This window comes from Calothrix sp. NIES-3974 (genome assembly GCF_002368395.1).
Taxonomy (GTDB): domain Bacteria; phylum Cyanobacteriota; class Cyanobacteriia; order Cyanobacteriales; family Nostocaceae; genus NIES-3974.
In genome coordinates, this window is the sequence record NZ_AP018254.1 from 1,829,295 (window position 1) to 1,844,894 (window position 15,600).

The following is a 15,600-nucleotide window of genomic DNA, read 5'->3' on the forward strand; positions in this document are numbered from 1 at the left end:
AACCTACAACCCGACGCTGAAACCATTGCAAGATAGTTGTTTTAGTTTTTGGACTTGAGTGCAAATCTGTGACATGGAAAAAGTCTTTGCCAAAAAACCAGGATTTTTGCCGCAAAAGGAAAGCCAAGTTCTTAATTTTGAATAAAGTCAAGCTTAGAGGGTGTTTTAAAAATCGATTTTAACACTATTTTATTCCTACTCCCTACTCCCTTTACAGACGACCCGTTGGGTCGTCTCTACTCCCTATCTACGTATTGAAAATGAAATTACAGCGAACTACTTTGATTTTAATGCTTGTAGCCCTTGGTTTAGGTGGCTTTGTCTATTTCTACGAAATTCAAGGTGGAAAGCAACGGGAAGAACAACAAGCAAATAAACAAAAACTATTTCAATTTGCTGTTGATGATATTCAAAAGTTGACAATTACTAAACCCGACAGTAAAATTCTTCTCGAACGGAATCGCCAAGATAATCCCCGGTGGTTACTAAAATCACCAATTAATGAACCAGCGAACAACGCGTCTGTTTCCTATTTAACCGATTTACTCACCACCGCAACTAAAGAAAAACTGAATCTAGATCCACAGACCTCCCCCCCCCTCAGTGAATATGGTTTAGATTCACCTACCGCTACCATTGAGATTGAGTTAAAAAATCAAAATCGTCATCAAATTATCCTCGGCAAACCCAGCTTTAATAATACCCAGATATATGCTCAAACTGATAACAAACCAGAGGTTTTTCTCCTTTCCCAAGACTTTTTTAATGCTGTAAATCGTCAACTCGATGAATGGAAACAAGCACCCGAACCATTTCCCTCACCAACCTTTTCTCCACCCTCCCCATCACCAACTAATTAGGGTCTGGAATCGGAAACGGGAAACCAATCAGAGACGCGATATATCGCGTCTCTACGGAATTAATCTGTTTTCGTTTTTATCCTTCTTCCCCTCCTGTATTCAATTTCCTATCACTTTCCAGCCTTCAATTTCGGATAGGCAATCCGCTTATGGTGGAATTGTTGCCAAACTTCCACGAAAACCTCAGCAATTGTATTCATATCTGCACGGGTGAGACCGGAATTGATTAATTGATTATCCTTCCAGCGTGCCCTAAGTATATTATTTAACATATTATAAGCTTGTTCTGGCGTAGCATCTTGCAGACTACGTAAAGCCGCTTCACAGGAATCAGCCAGCATAACTATACCTGTTTCCCGTGATTGGGGAATTGGTCCATCGTAGCGAAAATCACTCTCATCAACATGGATATGTGGATTTTCCTGAGCGATTTGTTGGGCTTGGTGATAAAAATAACCTATTGTCATTGTTCCCTGGTGTTCGGGAATAAATGCTTGAATCGCCGTTGGTAGACGGTGACGACGAGCCATGACTAAACCTTCTGTCACGTGTTTTTTGATGATTGCCGCACTTACCCAGGGGTCTTTAATTTCCGTTTCATGCTTGTTGGGTCTACCCATCTGATTTTCAATAAAACTGAGGGGGTCGTGCATTTTACCGATATCATGGTAGAGACAACCAGCGCGAACTAGTTCGACGTTACATCCGAGTTTTCGAGCTGCGGCTTCCGCGAGACTGGAGACGAGGAGGGTGTGTTGGAAAGTACCTGGGGTTTCCCCAGCCAAGCGTTTGAGGAGGGGACGGTTGGGGTTGGCTAACTCCGCCAGACGAATTGGTGTCACAATGTCAAAAAGTTGCTCTAGGTATGGACTTAAACCTAGTGCTACAATGCTCCAGGAGAAGCCAGAAATTCCGAAAAATAGGGCACTGGGCAATACCTCATACCAGAGGGAAAACACTGTACCCATAAGAGTTTTCAGGAGTAAATATACACCTCCTTCCGTTCCCGCGATCGCCACACCAAGTAGGGCAAATTCCTCACGCGATCGCAAACGGGGGGCAATATTGGCAGCGATTAATGCTGCAATTCCACCAGCAATTACCCCACTGACATTTATGTGTTCAAGTCCCATAATTAGGTTTAGGACAAGTAGGACGATGGTGGAGGAACCGACAACCGCACCGTAGAAACTACCTAGCAATAAACCTAAAGCACTCCAAGGAGCATAGGGAAAATCAAATTGGTCAAAAAATTGGGAAGTAATCACTAAAAAGCCTGCCACCGCTAAAGTTAATAGTAGAATTAACAAGCGATCGCGTTGTCGCCAACGATAGGATGTACGGTATATCACCCGTGCCATAATTAACACAGACACGGCTATAGTTCCGGTCAATTGTAATAGTTGTCGCCACAGAATTTCCCGTCGATTCAACCGAAAATGTTCGAGAATATCTATATCTAATTGTTTCAAAAACTGACTTCGTTTAACAATTATTTGACCTTTTGTAATCTGCTCGTATACTGGTTCAACGCGTTTGACCGCATCCCTGCGATTGGACTCAGTTTGCTGCTCGTCTATCTGCAAATTTGGCTCAATTAATTCCATCATCATGGAACGAGCCAATGTCCTGACATTCTCACTGGGAATAGATTCTACGTTTAATTCCAAGTGCAACTCAATTGTATTTTCAATAATAGCGGGTGGTAATCCCTTCGCAACTCCTTGGGTGAGAATTTTCTTTGTACCCCGAATTACCAGTTTTTTGACGTTATCCCATTCACTGTCAAGCAAATCAATAATTAATCTATCTTGAAAAATCTTTGGACTATGAGGATTAGCTAAGACAAAATCTCGGCGTTTACGATTGGCTCTTGCGTAGCTTTCCCTGGCATTTTTAATTTTCGTCAGTAAAGAATTAAAATTGGAAATCGGCGCAATCTGATGGGTTTTTAATTCTTCTAAAGCTTGGTTAAATTCAGCATCTGATACATCTTCTGACTTTTGTACTGGGGTTAATCTTCCACAGTCCTCCTCAGAACAAGATTGCAACCAAATGGATTCATCGCTGGAAGTTGCATTAACCTGATCGAAACTTGGCTGATTTGGAGAAACAAATAAATACTCACTAGCAACCCTACTAGTTTTTTTCCCTACAGACGTGGGTGGGTGTTTAGCAATATTTTTCTCTGGGTTCGGACTGCGTAAAGTTTCTTGCAACCGCTCCCATTCATCCTCCCCCATTCTCCGTAAATATAGCTGGGTAGATTCCGTTAATTCGGAAAGTTCGACAAAGGGAAATTTCCCCGCAACCGCACGAATCTCATCACCTTTTTCGATAATTGAATCACGTTTTCGCTCAATTTCTTGATTTTTTGCCTCATCGATCATCAACACCCGTACCACTTGCTCTTTAGCTTCACGACGTTTGCGTTCAGTTGCTTCCGTATTTTCAACTTTGGCATCACGGGGAGCAATATAATCCTGTGGTGCTAATGCTCCTACCTTCAGCAGGGGTTGATTATAAAGTGGATAACCGATTGTTGCAGTCAGACAAATAACAGCGATAATTGCTAACAGGTCGGAGCGACGCGAAAAGGTTTTGATGCGATGACGCAAGAGAGAACGACGATTTCTCTGCCAAAACACGCCATCATTGGGCAAACTCTGAGATTTTCGCAGTTTTTGCCACCTAAAACCGCGACAATGGCAAAATTCCCAACATCTTTGCCAACAGCGATGTAATCGTCCCAGTAACATCTGTAATAGTCGTGTGTCTCTCATCAATATATCTGACTGCGATCGCCTAATTGGGATGATTCATAACACGAGCCAAATCCACCAATCCATGTCGGAAACTGATTAAATATTTCAACCATAACCTCAGCTGTTCAACAATTAGCATAACCCAATTTTTGCAGATTAAATTAATATCATCAAAATCAACAAAACAAGGCTTTATAGAGCAATCCGACTAAATGATTTATCAAGTCTTAAATGTGGGGTTATTGACCGTTAACTTGTCCCCCTGGATAGATTCAAAACCAATATTTTTCACCCATAAAATAGGATTGCCACATCATTTCATTTTTGCAATGTAAATAGGGAGATTTTACTTTTCCTGAAGACAATTACATGAGGTCATTACCTGGGTTTCTCACGAGTTAAGTTATCAGCCTTGAGTGACGGATCGATTTTCCTTTTACTTCCTACTTCCTTTTCATTTGAGGGATTCGCTCCCTCCAAATGTGGGATATCGTGTGGTCTACCTCTAGTACTCCACCACATAAGTTCTGTGGCTTTAGCTCCGAAAAGCTTTAATATTCAAGGTACTAAACCTGGATTTCTCACGAGTAAGTTGTAAGCCTTGAGTGACGGACTAATTTCCCCTATACACCCTACGGGTACGCGCAGCGTTGTCGTAGACTAGACGCTACGCGTCTACACTACTCCCGTCACGGACTATTCCCTATGAGTTTTAGGGTTTTGTGAGAAATGCGGGTAAAGTGCAAACTACGTACCTTTCCTCACCCATAAAAATTAATGTGGTCGAATACTAGGATTAGGAGTTCATGGTGATAATTTTTGATTAGACCACCCTAGCTACACCTAGCTACAATTGTGGGCATATTGATTCCCTTTTCTGTTCAATATTTCTGGATTTTGGATATTTCCACTAATATTTTCATAGTGATAATCCTTGGACATACAAATATCACCCAATCAGAGCAATTTTTTGTTTAAATAGGGATAGTATGGGAAATTTGTGACACTTTACCTTGCGGTCAGCTAAAACTCACAGAAATCACATAACTACTCCCTCGCTATTGACGGCTAACGATTGAGAGTTAACAGTTATAGGCAAAGCCTTCCTGTCGGGTACAGTCATCCATCGAAAGTAGTAAATATATAAAAAATTAAATGCACAACAGCTGATTGATTTCCTCTGTTGATCAACAGATGGAAAACCGTGCCAACATTCTGGGCAGATGTTGGGAAACTAACCCAAAAGGATAGTCAAGTACTCAAAACGACTTTCGCAAAAACCCATTACAGGTTAGCGTAGACGCATAACACGAGGTGATGCCACCGTAGTAATAGTACCCAACTCGGATGGAAGTGAAGCATCAATATACACTCCTGACCAAAATGCTAAAAGTTCATCAGCCAATCTTAAAACTTGTGTCCGATATCCCAAGCCATCGCCGGATATATTTGCGATTTCGAGATCCCACTCAATGGGAATGGCGATCTCGCTGTTATAAGCACCTGATAAAGCTCCAATGATTGTCGCAACACCACCACAATCGCAATTTTCGTGCAACCGAATTAAGGTTAAACCAAAATCTTCACAGGAGTTCAGCAAACAGTATAGCGCGATCGCTAATTTTGTGTGAACTGTAGAACCGACTTGATTTAGTTCCCCGATAATGCTGGCCAAACTTTGATTTTTTGACTGCCAATTACTAATTAACTTTAAAACCTCCCTCACCTCACTCCCCATTTCTACCAGGTCTAGTAAGGTCGGAATTAGTCCTTCGGGGTCGGATTCCTCCCGTAAAAATGCTGCCAAAGTATAGCTAAATATATACAACCAGTCCCTTGCAACTGGATCGAGTTGTAATCTAGTTGGGAAATAACCTAAATGCGATCGCCACTTTTGCCGGTTATCATGGAAAAGAAAACTAACCGGTAAGCTAGCAGCGATCACAGACTCTAACTCACAACCATGCAACTCTGGTTCTAAAAACTTCCACAAATTCTCCCAGTTGTGTCCACCGGGTTTGACAATCAACTCACAACAACGCAGCAAAGTCCGTGAGTATCGCCAACAAGTTTCCTGTTCTCTTCGTCTTGTGAAAGCTTGATGTTCTCCCACCAAAGCCCCCAACAAAAAACCTCGTAATCTTGCTTGCAGTGAATAGCGCATATCATCCCCATACCACCATCAAATCATCGCCTATCCACTCCCAACCAAAAATTACACACCTAGCAGCTAATCACCAACCATTATAAATTCAGTAGGCACAGGCTATTATGAATTTATCTTTTCTAGGGCATTACAAACTACAAATCACGTAGCTTACTTCCCGCGTAGCGAGTATTATAAATTACGTAGACACGCAGCGGCTTGCCGCAGGCTATTACGAATTACTTTGTCGTAAATAGCGAATCAAACCCTGCAACCCCAATAAATAGCTGTCAGCACCAAAACCACTAATTTGTCCCACAGCAACCGGAGCAATGTAGGAATGATGCCGAAAAGCCTCTCGCTTATACACATTACTCAAATGCACCTCCACTACTGGCAAATTGACCGCCGCGATCGCATCCCGTAATGCTACACTCGTGTGGGTATAGGCTCCCGGATTAATTAAAATTCCCTGTTGTTGGCCCATTGCCCCGTGAATTGCATCCACCAAAACACCCTCATGATTTGACTGCAAACAGGACAAACGAACCGCCAACTTTTGGGCTTCAGCCTCCAGCAAGCGGTTAATGTCATTCAGGGTTTGCACACCATATGTATCAGGTTCTCGCGTCCCCAACAAATTCAAGTTTGGTCCATGCAGCACCAAAATACTTAGAATATCCAAAACAGTATCCTGCGATCCGAGAATTAACCAACCTAGCGACGACGATTCCGGTCATTTACAGGTATGGGAATCAATTCTGGTTCTGGTTCTGCTTCTGGACCTAGCAGAGCTTCTATCAGCTTACGCGCTAATTCTTTGAGCTTTTCCAGTACCTTATCAATATAATCCATTAAACTGACTGCTCCTGAGATACTATCTAATGTAGTTGCCCTGAACCTACGGAGTAATTAGGGTGACAACCAATGTGCCTCTTGAAAGTAACACTTCCAAAAACTGTCCACATTTAATTGCGGAAAACAGGTTTTTATTTTCCCTTTTCCCTATAGATTATCACATCCTGAGATATTAGAGCGACATCTGACTCAAGAAGGGTATTTAGTATCCATTCACATCAATCCTGAGACCGATTAATTTTTTCTATCAAACGATGGGGGAATAGGAAACAAAAATAGATATTGATACAGTTACCAGTTAACTATCAACCATATCTAAGCCTTTTTCGCCACAGTTTTCTTGGTCTTAGTAGTGGATTTAGTCGATTTAGTGGATTTTTCGGTACTGGTTTTCGATTTACTACCTTTACGTCCCGATTTAGTCGTTGCCTTACTGGCTAGTAATGCCAAAGCCGTTTCCAAGGTAATACTTTCAACGCTTTCCCCTTCTGGAATACCCACATTGGTTTTACCATGCTTAATATAAGCACCGTAGGGTCCATCGTAAATATTTACAGGTTGCTCATCTTCGGGATGGACACCCAATTCCCGTAAAGCCGCTTTGGTTTTGCTGCTACCCCGCACCTTTTTCGGTTCCGACAGTAATTCCAAAGCCCGTTCTAAAGTAATCGTCAACACATCATCCCCAGCCTTCAGGGAACGATAATCCTTTCCTTCCTTATGATTGTGAACCACATAGGGGCCAAAGCGTCCTAAATTGGCTTGAATTTTGGCTCCCGTTTCCGGATGTACCCCCAAATCGCGGGGTAGTGCCAACAAACCAACAGCCATTTCCAGGGTCACCGTTTCTGTTGTCACCCCTTTGGGTAAGGAAGCTTGTTTGGGTTTGGGGTTCTCCTCCGATTTATCGCCGTGCTGTACGTAGGGACCGTAGGGGCCAATTTTGACGTAAATCGGTTCTCCGGTTTCCGGGTGATGACCCAAACTATCGGGACCCTCGGTTTTTTGCTTGAGGATAATTTGCACCTTTTGGGGGTCTAAATCGGCAGGGGTTAAATCCTTGGGAATAGAAGCTGTCATTACCCCTTCTTCCCCTTCCACTTCGACATAAGCCCCATACTTACCAATGCGCACCTTGGCATCAAGGTTTTCCAAATCAATCGTCCGTGCGGCGGTGGCATCAATTTTATCTTCCTGTTCCCGTACTAGGGTTTCCAAACCTTTTTCACCCAGATAAAATTCCCGCAAATAGGGTAGCCAATTAGCCTCCCCTGCGGCAATATCATCCAGGGTTTGTTCCATACTCGACGTAAACCCTGGATTCACGATATCGGGAAAATATTTTTCTAGTAAATGGGTGACAGCAAAGGCCGTAAAGGTAGGGACTAGGGCATTATTAGTTAAATTTGCATAGCCCTTATCAATAATTGTGCCAATAATACTCGCATAGGTACTAGGACGACCAATCCCTTCACTTTCTAAAGTTTTGACCAAACTTGCTTCCGTATACCTGGCTGGTGGCTGGGTTTCGTGTTTAACTGCGGTCAAATTTTCACATCTGGGCTGGTCATTCACCTGCAAATTAGGCAAAATCACCTCCTGGTCTTCCAAAGCGGCTTCCGGGTCGTCCGAACCTTCCACATAAGCCCTTAAATAGCCAGGAAAATCGATCCTTTTCCCAGAAGCTCGAAATCCCGCTTCTTCCACCTGTAACTGTACGGTAATTTGGGTTTGTCGCGCGTCTGCCATCTGACAAGCCACGGTTCGCTTCCAAATTAAATCATACAATTGCAATTCTCGCCCACTTAATCCTGTTTCCTGGGGTGTACGAAAACTGCTACCAGCAGGACGAATCGCTTCGTGGGCTTCCTGAGCGCCCTTGGATTTCGTGGTATACTGCCGTGGTTTGGGACTTAAATATTCTTTACCGTACAACTTTTCGACACATTCCCGTGCGGCTTGAATGGCTTGGTCTGATAAATGTACAGAGTCAGTACGCATGTAGGTAATATAACCCTGTTCGTAGAGACTTTGGGCAGTACGCATGGTATCCCGCGCCGATAGGCGCAACTTGCGGTTGGCTTCCTGTTGTAGGGTGGAAGTGGTAAAAGGAGCCGATGGCTTGCGGGTGACGGGACGCTCGTCTAATTCTGTAACGTGCCAAACTTGATTTGCTAAACGCTCTTTCAGTTCATTGGCTTGGGTTTGGTCGAGTAAAACCACATTGCGTCCCGCCATAATTTGCCCTGTTGCAGCATCAAAATCGCTGCCAGTGGCAACTTTGGTTCCCCCTAAATTGGTTAAAACCGCCACAAACCCAGCTTGGTTGTGACTTAGTTCGGCCTTTAAATCCCAATAGGAACCTTGACGAAAAGCACGACGTTGGCGTTCTCGTTGTACCAGAAGCCGAACCGCCACCGACTGTACCCGTCCGGCGGATAGACCGTAGGCAATTTTTTTCCACAATAGGGGTGAAAGGGTATAACCAACCAACCGATCGAGAATGCGCCGAGTTTCTTGGGCGCGTACTAGTTTATCATCGATTTCGCGGCAGTTTTGCAAGGCCGCTTGGATGGCTTCCTTGGTAATTTCATGAAATACCATACGCTTAGTCGGCACTTTGGGTTTGAGCAACTGATACAAGTGCCAACTAATACTTTCCCCTTCTCGGTCTTCGTCCGTTGCCAGAATCAGTTCCGAAGCGTCTTTGAGCGCGTCTTTTAACTGGGCGACAATTTTTTTCTTATCCTTGGGGACAATATACAACGGTTCAAAGTCCGCATCGACATTGACCCCAAGTTGTGCCCATTTTTCCCCCTTAACGGCTGCGGGGATATCGCTAGCTGTCTGGGGAAGGTCACGGACATGACCCATTGATGCTTCTACCCGATATTCCTTTGGCAGGTAGTTGCGAATTGTTCGGGCTTTGGTAGGAGATTCGACAATGACAAGAGTTGACATGGAGGTAAAAAAAGAGACCTGCTTGCGCACTAATAGCTAAATAGTCAAATTGGGACAAAGTATTACTATTTGTCAAGTTGACTAGATATCCAGGTCGGGATTGACCTGGGAAGCCAATGTAACTTACCAACGATTTAGTTCTGCCTCGATGGGTGACTAATTGGGTGTGTGACTAACTTCAGTATCGAGATCGAGCGATCGCTCTCTACTTCATATCTGTCCAATCTAATATATCCAAACTTGAATATCAGCATTTTGTTTTGATTTATTTTATGTTTGTTTAAGATTTAGTCCCGCACTGCTGACAAAACCCCGGTATGTCATCAGGACAAGACCAAGGAAGTTGGTTTGATGACTGAACTATTTCCATCTTTAACTTATATTGGGGATAGTTGACGACTGTTTGCAGCTAAAATCCATCAAAAAATTCACTCGCCAATCTCCCAGATTCCCTAATTACACCCGCCAAAAACAAACCTTAACCTAAATAATTAGGCTGCATCAATAGTTTCGGCTCGAAAAATTTGTGCTAGCATGGGTTTTAGAGAAGTAGGTTCGGTGAAAATGTTCTTGTTTTTACACCAAAATCAAGCCCAACTCCGGAATTACATCTCTGCATTCGATTTTTCTGGAGAGTTTCATGTCAATTTACGTAGGTAACCTATCCTACAGCGTTACGCAGGAAGACCTGTCAAAAGTTTTTTCCGAATATGGTGAAGTTACACGGGTACAATTACCAACCGACCGGGAAACCGGCCGAGTCAGAGGTTTTGGATTTGTGGAAATGGCATCTGAAGCGGCGGAAGAAGCAGCGATTACAGCTCTGGATGGGGCTGAATGGATGGGTCGCGTAATGAAAGTTAACAAAGCACGACCAAAGGAGGACAGAGGTAGCCGTTCTGGTGGCGGAGGCTGGTCAAGAGGCGGCAATTCTGGTTATTCCAGAAACTATTAAATCATACTTTCACAAAAGTTGCATTCGCGTAGTTTACCAAAGGTATCGTCTTTTCCGATTTCCTACCTGGAAAATTATAGTGGTTCGGGTATTTTCATCAAACTTGCGTACAAATGTACGTAGGGAAATATTTAAGTAATTCCCGATTTGACAAGTTGAAAAAGTATCCCGTGGTACTCAGGACGTGGTAACGTGAATCTGCATTAAAGCATTAAAATTATATTTTTGGCAATCGGTTACTTTCTGCGGTGATGGGAACATGTCCAGATGTAACCTTTTATTTTTGTGTTTCCGGTTGATTTAGTTAGGTGGGAAAGAAAATTTCTGGGGCATACAGGTATAAGTATCTTGTCTCCTAATGACTAGATTCACAATTTTTAATGAATACAACTTAAGAAAAAGACAATAGAATTAACACAGTTAGGGTTATATTTTCAAAAGCTCAACCAAATAGAGTAAAAGATGGATTTTGCGAATCTTGCATCCCAGCTCAACGCTGGAACTATTTTGCCAGAGAGTATTGTAATTCTGACTCTGATGGCGGTATTGATTGTCGATTTAGTTAGTGGTCGTCGTTCGTCACGCTGGATTGGATACCTAGCGATCGCGGGATTGGTAATTTCTATCGCTACTTTGGTACTACAATGGGATAGTGCTAATCCGGTGGGTTTCACTGGTTCCTTTAATAGCGATGATTTGAGTATTGTTTTCCGTGGCATTATTGCTTTATCTAGCGCTGTCACCATCCTCATGTCAATTCGCTACGTTGAACAAAGTGGTACGGCTTTGGCGGAATTTATCGCCATTTTACTTACTGCTACCCTGGGGGGAATGTTTGTCTCCGCAGCGAGTGAATTGGTGATAATTTTTATCTCCTTGGAAGCCTTGAGTATTTCCTCCTATCTTTTAACGGGATATACCAAGCGCGACCCCCGCTCCAACGAAGCAGCGTTAAAATACCTATTGATTGGAGCTTCCAGTACCGCAGTCTTTTTGTATGGAGCCTCCCTCCTATACGGATTATCCGGTGGAGAAACCCAATTAAGTGCGATCGCAACGGGAATTGCCACTGCAAATGCAGGTCAATCCTTGGGGTTAGTAATTGCCCTCGTGTTTGTGATTGCAGGGGTTGGGTTTAAAATTTCTGCCGCACCCTTCCACCAATGGACTCCTGATGTGTACGAAGGCGCACCCACACCCGTCATCGCCTTTTTGTCGGTGGGTTCAAAAGCCGCAGGTTTTGCCTTAGCAATTCGTTTATTAACCACCGTATTCCCCTTGGTGCAAGAAGAGTGGAAATTTGTGTTTACAGCTTTGGCTGTATTAAGCATGATTTTGGGTAACGTGGTTGCCCTGGCCCAGACTAGCATGAAACGGATGCTAGCCTACTCCTCAATTGCCCAAGCAGGATTTGTGATGATTGGCTTAATCGCTGGCACAGAGGCAGGATATGCAAGTATGATTTTTTACTTACTTGTCTACCTGTTTATGAACCTGTGTGGTTTTACCTGTGTAATTCTGTTCTCCTTGCGGACAGGTACGGATCAAATTGCCGAATATTCGGGTTTATATCAAAAAGACCCATTACTGACATTGGGTTTAAGTATTTCCCTGCTTTCCTTGGGAGGAATTCCCCCCTTGGCTGGATTCTTTGGTAAGATTTACCTATTTTGGGCTGGTTGGCAAGCAGGATTATACGGATTGGTACTATTAGGCTTGATTACCAGTGTGGTATCAATTTACTACTATATTCGTGTAATTAAGATGATGGTGGTCAAAGAACCCCAGGAAATGTCAGCAGCCGTGGAAAATTATCCAGTGGTGCGTTGGGATTTACCAGGTTATAGACCCATGCAGGTTGGTTTAATTACGACCTTGATTGCCACTTCTTTAGCCGGCATTCTCTCCAATCCCTTGTTTACCTTAGCAAATAACTCCGTCACCCACACCGCGATTTTGCAGACAGCAGTTTTGCATCAGCAACCAGCAGTTGAAAAAGCGATCGCTGTGAATACGGAAAAGTTCTAAGTGGTAATTTTGTCATTGTATTTTGAGTAGAGACGTGGCTGTTGGCTGCGTCTCTATTATTTTATTTTAGATTTTGGATTACTCTTCGGTCGATCCGCTAGCCTAAAGGCATGGCTTTCGCCAACGCGTCTATAGATTTTGGATTATGTTTGCCCAAAACCGCAACGTAACCAATCATTCAGCCTAGAGACGACCCGACGGGTCGTCTCTACTCCCTCACGAAAATACTTTTACAGCTAGCGCTTCGCGAACGACCCTACTTACTCTATTTTCCAGTCCTATTTAGCAGGTAATAGCCAACCCAGGCTAATTCCCAAGGAAGCGATCGCCGTCAATACTAACATAGCCTTGGAAAAACTTTGGAAGTATTGGCTGAAACGGATAGCCGCATTATTGGTACTGAGCATGAGGTTACAGTACCAAATGAGTCTTAAACTCCGTTCCCAATTGGAATTGGTGATTTTGAATATAAATAAACCTGCGATCGCAAATAGAAATATTAATAAATAACCTAAAGAACCAACATTACTCAAAATATTGAGCAACACCAGAGAAAAAAATAAAATATTAATTGAATAGAAAATAATCCCGACTATCGTGAGTCCTGGAGGCTGAAAATTACCAATTACAAAGGCAATTATTATCCAGAATATAATCAGAGAAATATTCAGAAATAAAGGATGTTCAATTAGTTTATAAACAAGGGAAAGTAAAGGAAAAGTTCCGAAAAAAATTACCAGTGGTATTGGAGCGTGTGCAGTTCTGAGTAACCATCCATTCGAGATGGAAATGGTCGTAAATATTGCCACCCAAACCCAATCAAGTAATTTGGGATTCTGCATAAATTCTTTGTAGTATTCGCGACGATAAATAGTACCTCCTGCGCAAACTGCGATCACAACTTCACAAATTTACCAAGAGATGGACAATCATCCGTGATAATTGGAATACAAGTTCCTCGAAAACCAAAAGGATAATTACCAAAAAACGGTAGGGGACATTCCTCTACCGTTGGTAAGTGATCAACTAATTTAACTAACTGATGTGATTACACCTGGGATGACAATAATTACGCACAACTACGCCAAAACAGGAACGGGAATTTGTAAATGGGGATAAAGGGGGAAGCGATCGCATAATTCGCTAACCCGACGACGACAGTCCTGGGTTACTTCCTCATTGTCGGGATTTAACAAGCGGTCGGCTATTATATTGCCAATTTCTGTAAACTCATTAGTTCCCATTCCCCTAGTCGTCATCGCTGGAGAACCTAAACGTAAACCACTTGTCACAAACGGGGATTCAGGGTCAAAGGGAACAGTATTCTTGTTCGCGGTAATATTTACCGTACTCACCAACTGGTCAGCTACTTTCCCTGTCATCCCAATACTGCGTAAATCCACGAGCATTAGGTGATTGTCAGTGCCATCGGACACAATCTTAAACCCACGTGTTTGTAACTGGGTAGCCAAGGCACGAGCATTATCAATCACTTGCGCAGTGTAGGTTTTAAATTCGGGTTTTAATGCTTCACCAAAGGCAACCGCCTTACCCGCAATCACATGCTCCAAGGGTCCGCCTTGAGTACCGGGGAAAACCGCCTTATCTAGTTTTTTCCCTAATTCGGCATCACCGGTTAAAATCAAACCACCACGGGGTCCACGGAGGGTTTTATGGGTAGTAGTTGTCACCACATGACAGTGGGGGATGGGGTTGGGGTGTAAACCACTGGCGACTAATCCGGCGATATGGGCAATATCTGCCATCAGATATGCACCCACCTCATCCGCAATACTACGGAATTTGGCAAAATCAATGATACGCGGATAGGCAGAATAGCCGCAAATAATGAGCTGAGGACGCTCCCTTAGCGCCTGCTCACGGATTTGTTCATAGTCTAGTTGCTCGGTAGTTTGACTGACACCGTAGTGGGCAACCTGGAACCATTTTCCGGAGACATTGACTGGGGAACCGTGGGTTAAATGACCACCGTGGGATAGATCCATCCCCATAATTTTATCACCGGGGTTGAGCAGGGTGAGGAAAACAGCAAAATTGGCTTGGGCACCGGAATGGGGTTGGACGTTAGCATGGGCTGCACCAAATAGTTGTTTTGCCCGGTCAATCGCTAATTGTTCCACGCCATCGATAAATTCGCAACCACCATAGTAGCGTTTACCGGGAAGTCCTTCCGCGTACTTGTTGGTGAGAACCGAACCCTGTGCAGCTAAAACTGCTGCGGAGGTAAAATTCTCGCTGGCAATTAATTCTAAATGGTCTCGTTGACGTTGTAATTCGTCATTCAGCAACTTCGCGATCGCTGGATCGGAAGTTGTCAAAAAATCATAATTTGTGGTCACAAAGTTTATCCTTGAGGAAATCTGGACAATAGGGGTTTTGAGAAGACGCTAGTTAGATTTTGGGAAATCAGGCAGCCAATTTTATCTTTGGTTAACAGTTTATCGAGTATCGCTAACTGTATTCCATCAGGAATAAATCATTGGGTTACAATCCTGAATATCCACATAGCGCGTTAATAATCATAACCTTCTTTCCACCCCTTCCGATTAACCATTGGCTCAACTTTAATCAGCGATTAATTAAATTATGTATTTTTTTTAACGACAATTTATTTTTTCTCGATACAATAAACAAAAAATCGACAAATTTCGGTTTACACCGAGAAAACATCCAGCGTCCAAACAGCAACACGAAGGAGGGATGGGATGTTCGTAATTTTGATGGAAAATCAAATCGTCCCTGTGACGAAAGTTTGTCCATCCTGTTTACTAGCCGATGGAAACGGTCAACCGCGTTGCAATGATGGGAAATTGCGTTGTGGTAACATGCTTGATAAAACTTCCCTGGCTCAAGCTGACCTATTTGAGTGTACTATGGGGTTTAAAATCGCTAAAGTTGAATAAATTCATCATTCAATTTGAGATTTTGGTAGGAATTACGCAGCTTATGGCAAAGTAGCCATCCCAAACACTTGATTTCTCGTCACGAGTGCGTAAGTCCTATTTG

At 43.1% G+C, this 15,600-nt stretch carries 11 protein-coding genes; 4 read left to right on the top strand and 7 right to left on the bottom strand.

Going from position 1 to position 15,600, the window contains the following annotated elements:
- Window positions 1-260: 260 nt before the first annotated feature.
- A complete protein-coding gene (locus CDC37_RS07100) occupies window positions 261-860 on the top strand; it encodes a DUF4340 domain-containing protein (protein ID WP_096621129.1) in 600 nt (199 codons plus the stop codon).
- Window positions 861-970: 110 nt separating this feature from the next.
- On the opposite strand, the gene CDC37_RS07105 is transcribed toward CDC37_RS07100, so the two are convergent.
- The 5 genes from CDC37_RS07105 to topA form a co-directional block, all read right to left on the bottom strand.
- Window positions 971-3,643, bottom strand: a complete 2,673-nt coding sequence (locus CDC37_RS07105; protein WP_231943268.1) for an HD family phosphohydrolase — start codon at window positions 3,641-3,643, stop codon at window positions 971-973.
- Between the two features lie 1,273 nt (window positions 3,644-4,916).
- Window positions 4,917-5,789, bottom strand: a complete 873-nt coding sequence (locus CDC37_RS07110) for an ADP-ribosylglycohydrolase family protein (RefSeq protein WP_096621131.1) — start codon at window positions 5,787-5,789, stop codon at window positions 4,917-4,919.
- Between the two features lie 214 nt (window positions 5,790-6,003).
- Entirely contained in the window at window positions 6,004-6,456 is a 453-nt protein-coding gene (gene aroQ, locus CDC37_RS07115) for a type II 3-dehydroquinate dehydratase (RefSeq protein ID WP_096621132.1), read from the bottom strand.
- A 32-nt stretch (window positions 6,457-6,488) separates the two neighbouring features.
- Window positions 6,489-6,626: a hypothetical protein gene (locus CDC37_RS24710; protein WP_172892765.1), complete on the bottom strand. Its 138-nt coding sequence runs from the start codon at window positions 6,624-6,626 to the stop codon at window positions 6,489-6,491.
- A 318-nt stretch (window positions 6,627-6,944) separates the two neighbouring features.
- Complete coding sequence (topA, locus tag CDC37_RS07120) at window positions 6,945-9,590, bottom strand: type I DNA topoisomerase (protein WP_096621133.1); 2,646 nt, start codon at window positions 9,588-9,590, stop codon at window positions 6,945-6,947.
- A gap of 640 nt (window positions 9,591-10,230) precedes the next feature.
- Between topA and CDC37_RS07125 the strand changes: the two genes are divergently transcribed.
- Together CDC37_RS07125 and CDC37_RS07130 are read left to right on the top strand one after the other, a co-directional pair.
- Complete coding sequence (locus CDC37_RS07125; protein ID WP_096621134.1) at window positions 10,231-10,545, top strand: RNA recognition motif domain-containing protein; 315 nt, start codon at window positions 10,231-10,233, stop codon at window positions 10,543-10,545.
- Window positions 10,546-11,007: 462 nt separating this feature from the next.
- Window positions 11,008-12,573: an NAD(P)H-quinone oxidoreductase subunit N gene (locus CDC37_RS07130; RefSeq protein ID WP_096621135.1), complete on the top strand. Its 1,566-nt coding sequence runs from the start codon at window positions 11,008-11,010 to the stop codon at window positions 12,571-12,573.
- A gap of 278 nt (window positions 12,574-12,851) precedes the next feature.
- Here CDC37_RS07130 and CDC37_RS07135 read toward each other — a convergent pair whose 3' ends face one another.
- Both CDC37_RS07135 and glyA read right to left on the bottom strand, forming a co-directional pair.
- Window positions 12,852-13,415 (bottom strand): hypothetical protein, encoded by a 564-nt coding sequence (locus CDC37_RS07135; protein WP_157780671.1) that lies wholly within the window; start codon window positions 13,413-13,415, stop codon window positions 12,852-12,854.
- 237 nt (window positions 13,416-13,652) lie between these two features.
- Window positions 13,653-14,933 carry a serine hydroxymethyltransferase gene (gene glyA / locus CDC37_RS07140; RefSeq protein ID WP_096621137.1) on the bottom strand — a complete coding sequence of 427 codons (1,281 nt, stop codon included), beginning with the start codon at window positions 14,931-14,933 and terminating at the stop codon, window positions 13,653-13,655.
- A 366-nt stretch (window positions 14,934-15,299) separates the two neighbouring features.
- On the opposite strand from glyA, the gene CDC37_RS07145 reads away from it, so the two are divergent.
- Entirely contained in the window at window positions 15,300-15,497 is a 198-nt protein-coding gene (locus tag CDC37_RS07145) for a hypothetical protein (protein ID WP_096621138.1), read from the top strand.
- Window positions 15,498-15,600 lie beyond the last annotated feature (103 nt).

Excerpts from the sequence above, each read along its gene's own strand:
- CDC37_RS07105 (WP_231943268.1), bottom strand. The coding sequence starts at position 3,643 with ATGAGAGACACACGACTATTACAGATGTTACTGGGACGATTACATCGC.
- CDC37_RS07100 (WP_096621129.1), top strand. The coding sequence starts at position 261 with ATGAAATTACAGCGAACTACTTTGATTTTAATGCTTGTAGCCCTTGGT.
- CDC37_RS07130 (WP_096621135.1), top strand. The coding sequence starts at position 11,008 with ATGGATTTTGCGAATCTTGCATCCCAGCTCAACGCTGGAACTATTTTG.
- CDC37_RS24710 (WP_172892765.1), bottom strand. The coding sequence starts at position 6,626 with ATGGATTATATTGATAAGGTACTGGAAAAGCTCAAAGAATTAGCGCGT.
- CDC37_RS07145 (WP_096621138.1), top strand. The coding sequence starts at position 15,300 with ATGTTCGTAATTTTGATGGAAAATCAAATCGTCCCTGTGACGAAAGTT.
- topA (WP_096621133.1), bottom strand. The coding sequence starts at position 9,590 with ATGTCAACTCTTGTCATTGTCGAATCTCCTACCAAAGCCCGAACAATT.
- CDC37_RS07125 (WP_096621134.1), top strand. The coding sequence starts at position 10,231 with ATGTCAATTTACGTAGGTAACCTATCCTACAGCGTTACGCAGGAAGAC.
- CDC37_RS07135 (WP_157780671.1), bottom strand. The coding sequence starts at position 13,415 with ATGCAGAATCCCAAATTACTTGATTGGGTTTGGGTGGCAATATTTACG.
- CDC37_RS07110 (WP_096621131.1), bottom strand. The coding sequence starts at position 5,789 with ATGCGCTATTCACTGCAAGCAAGATTACGAGGTTTTTTGTTGGGGGCT.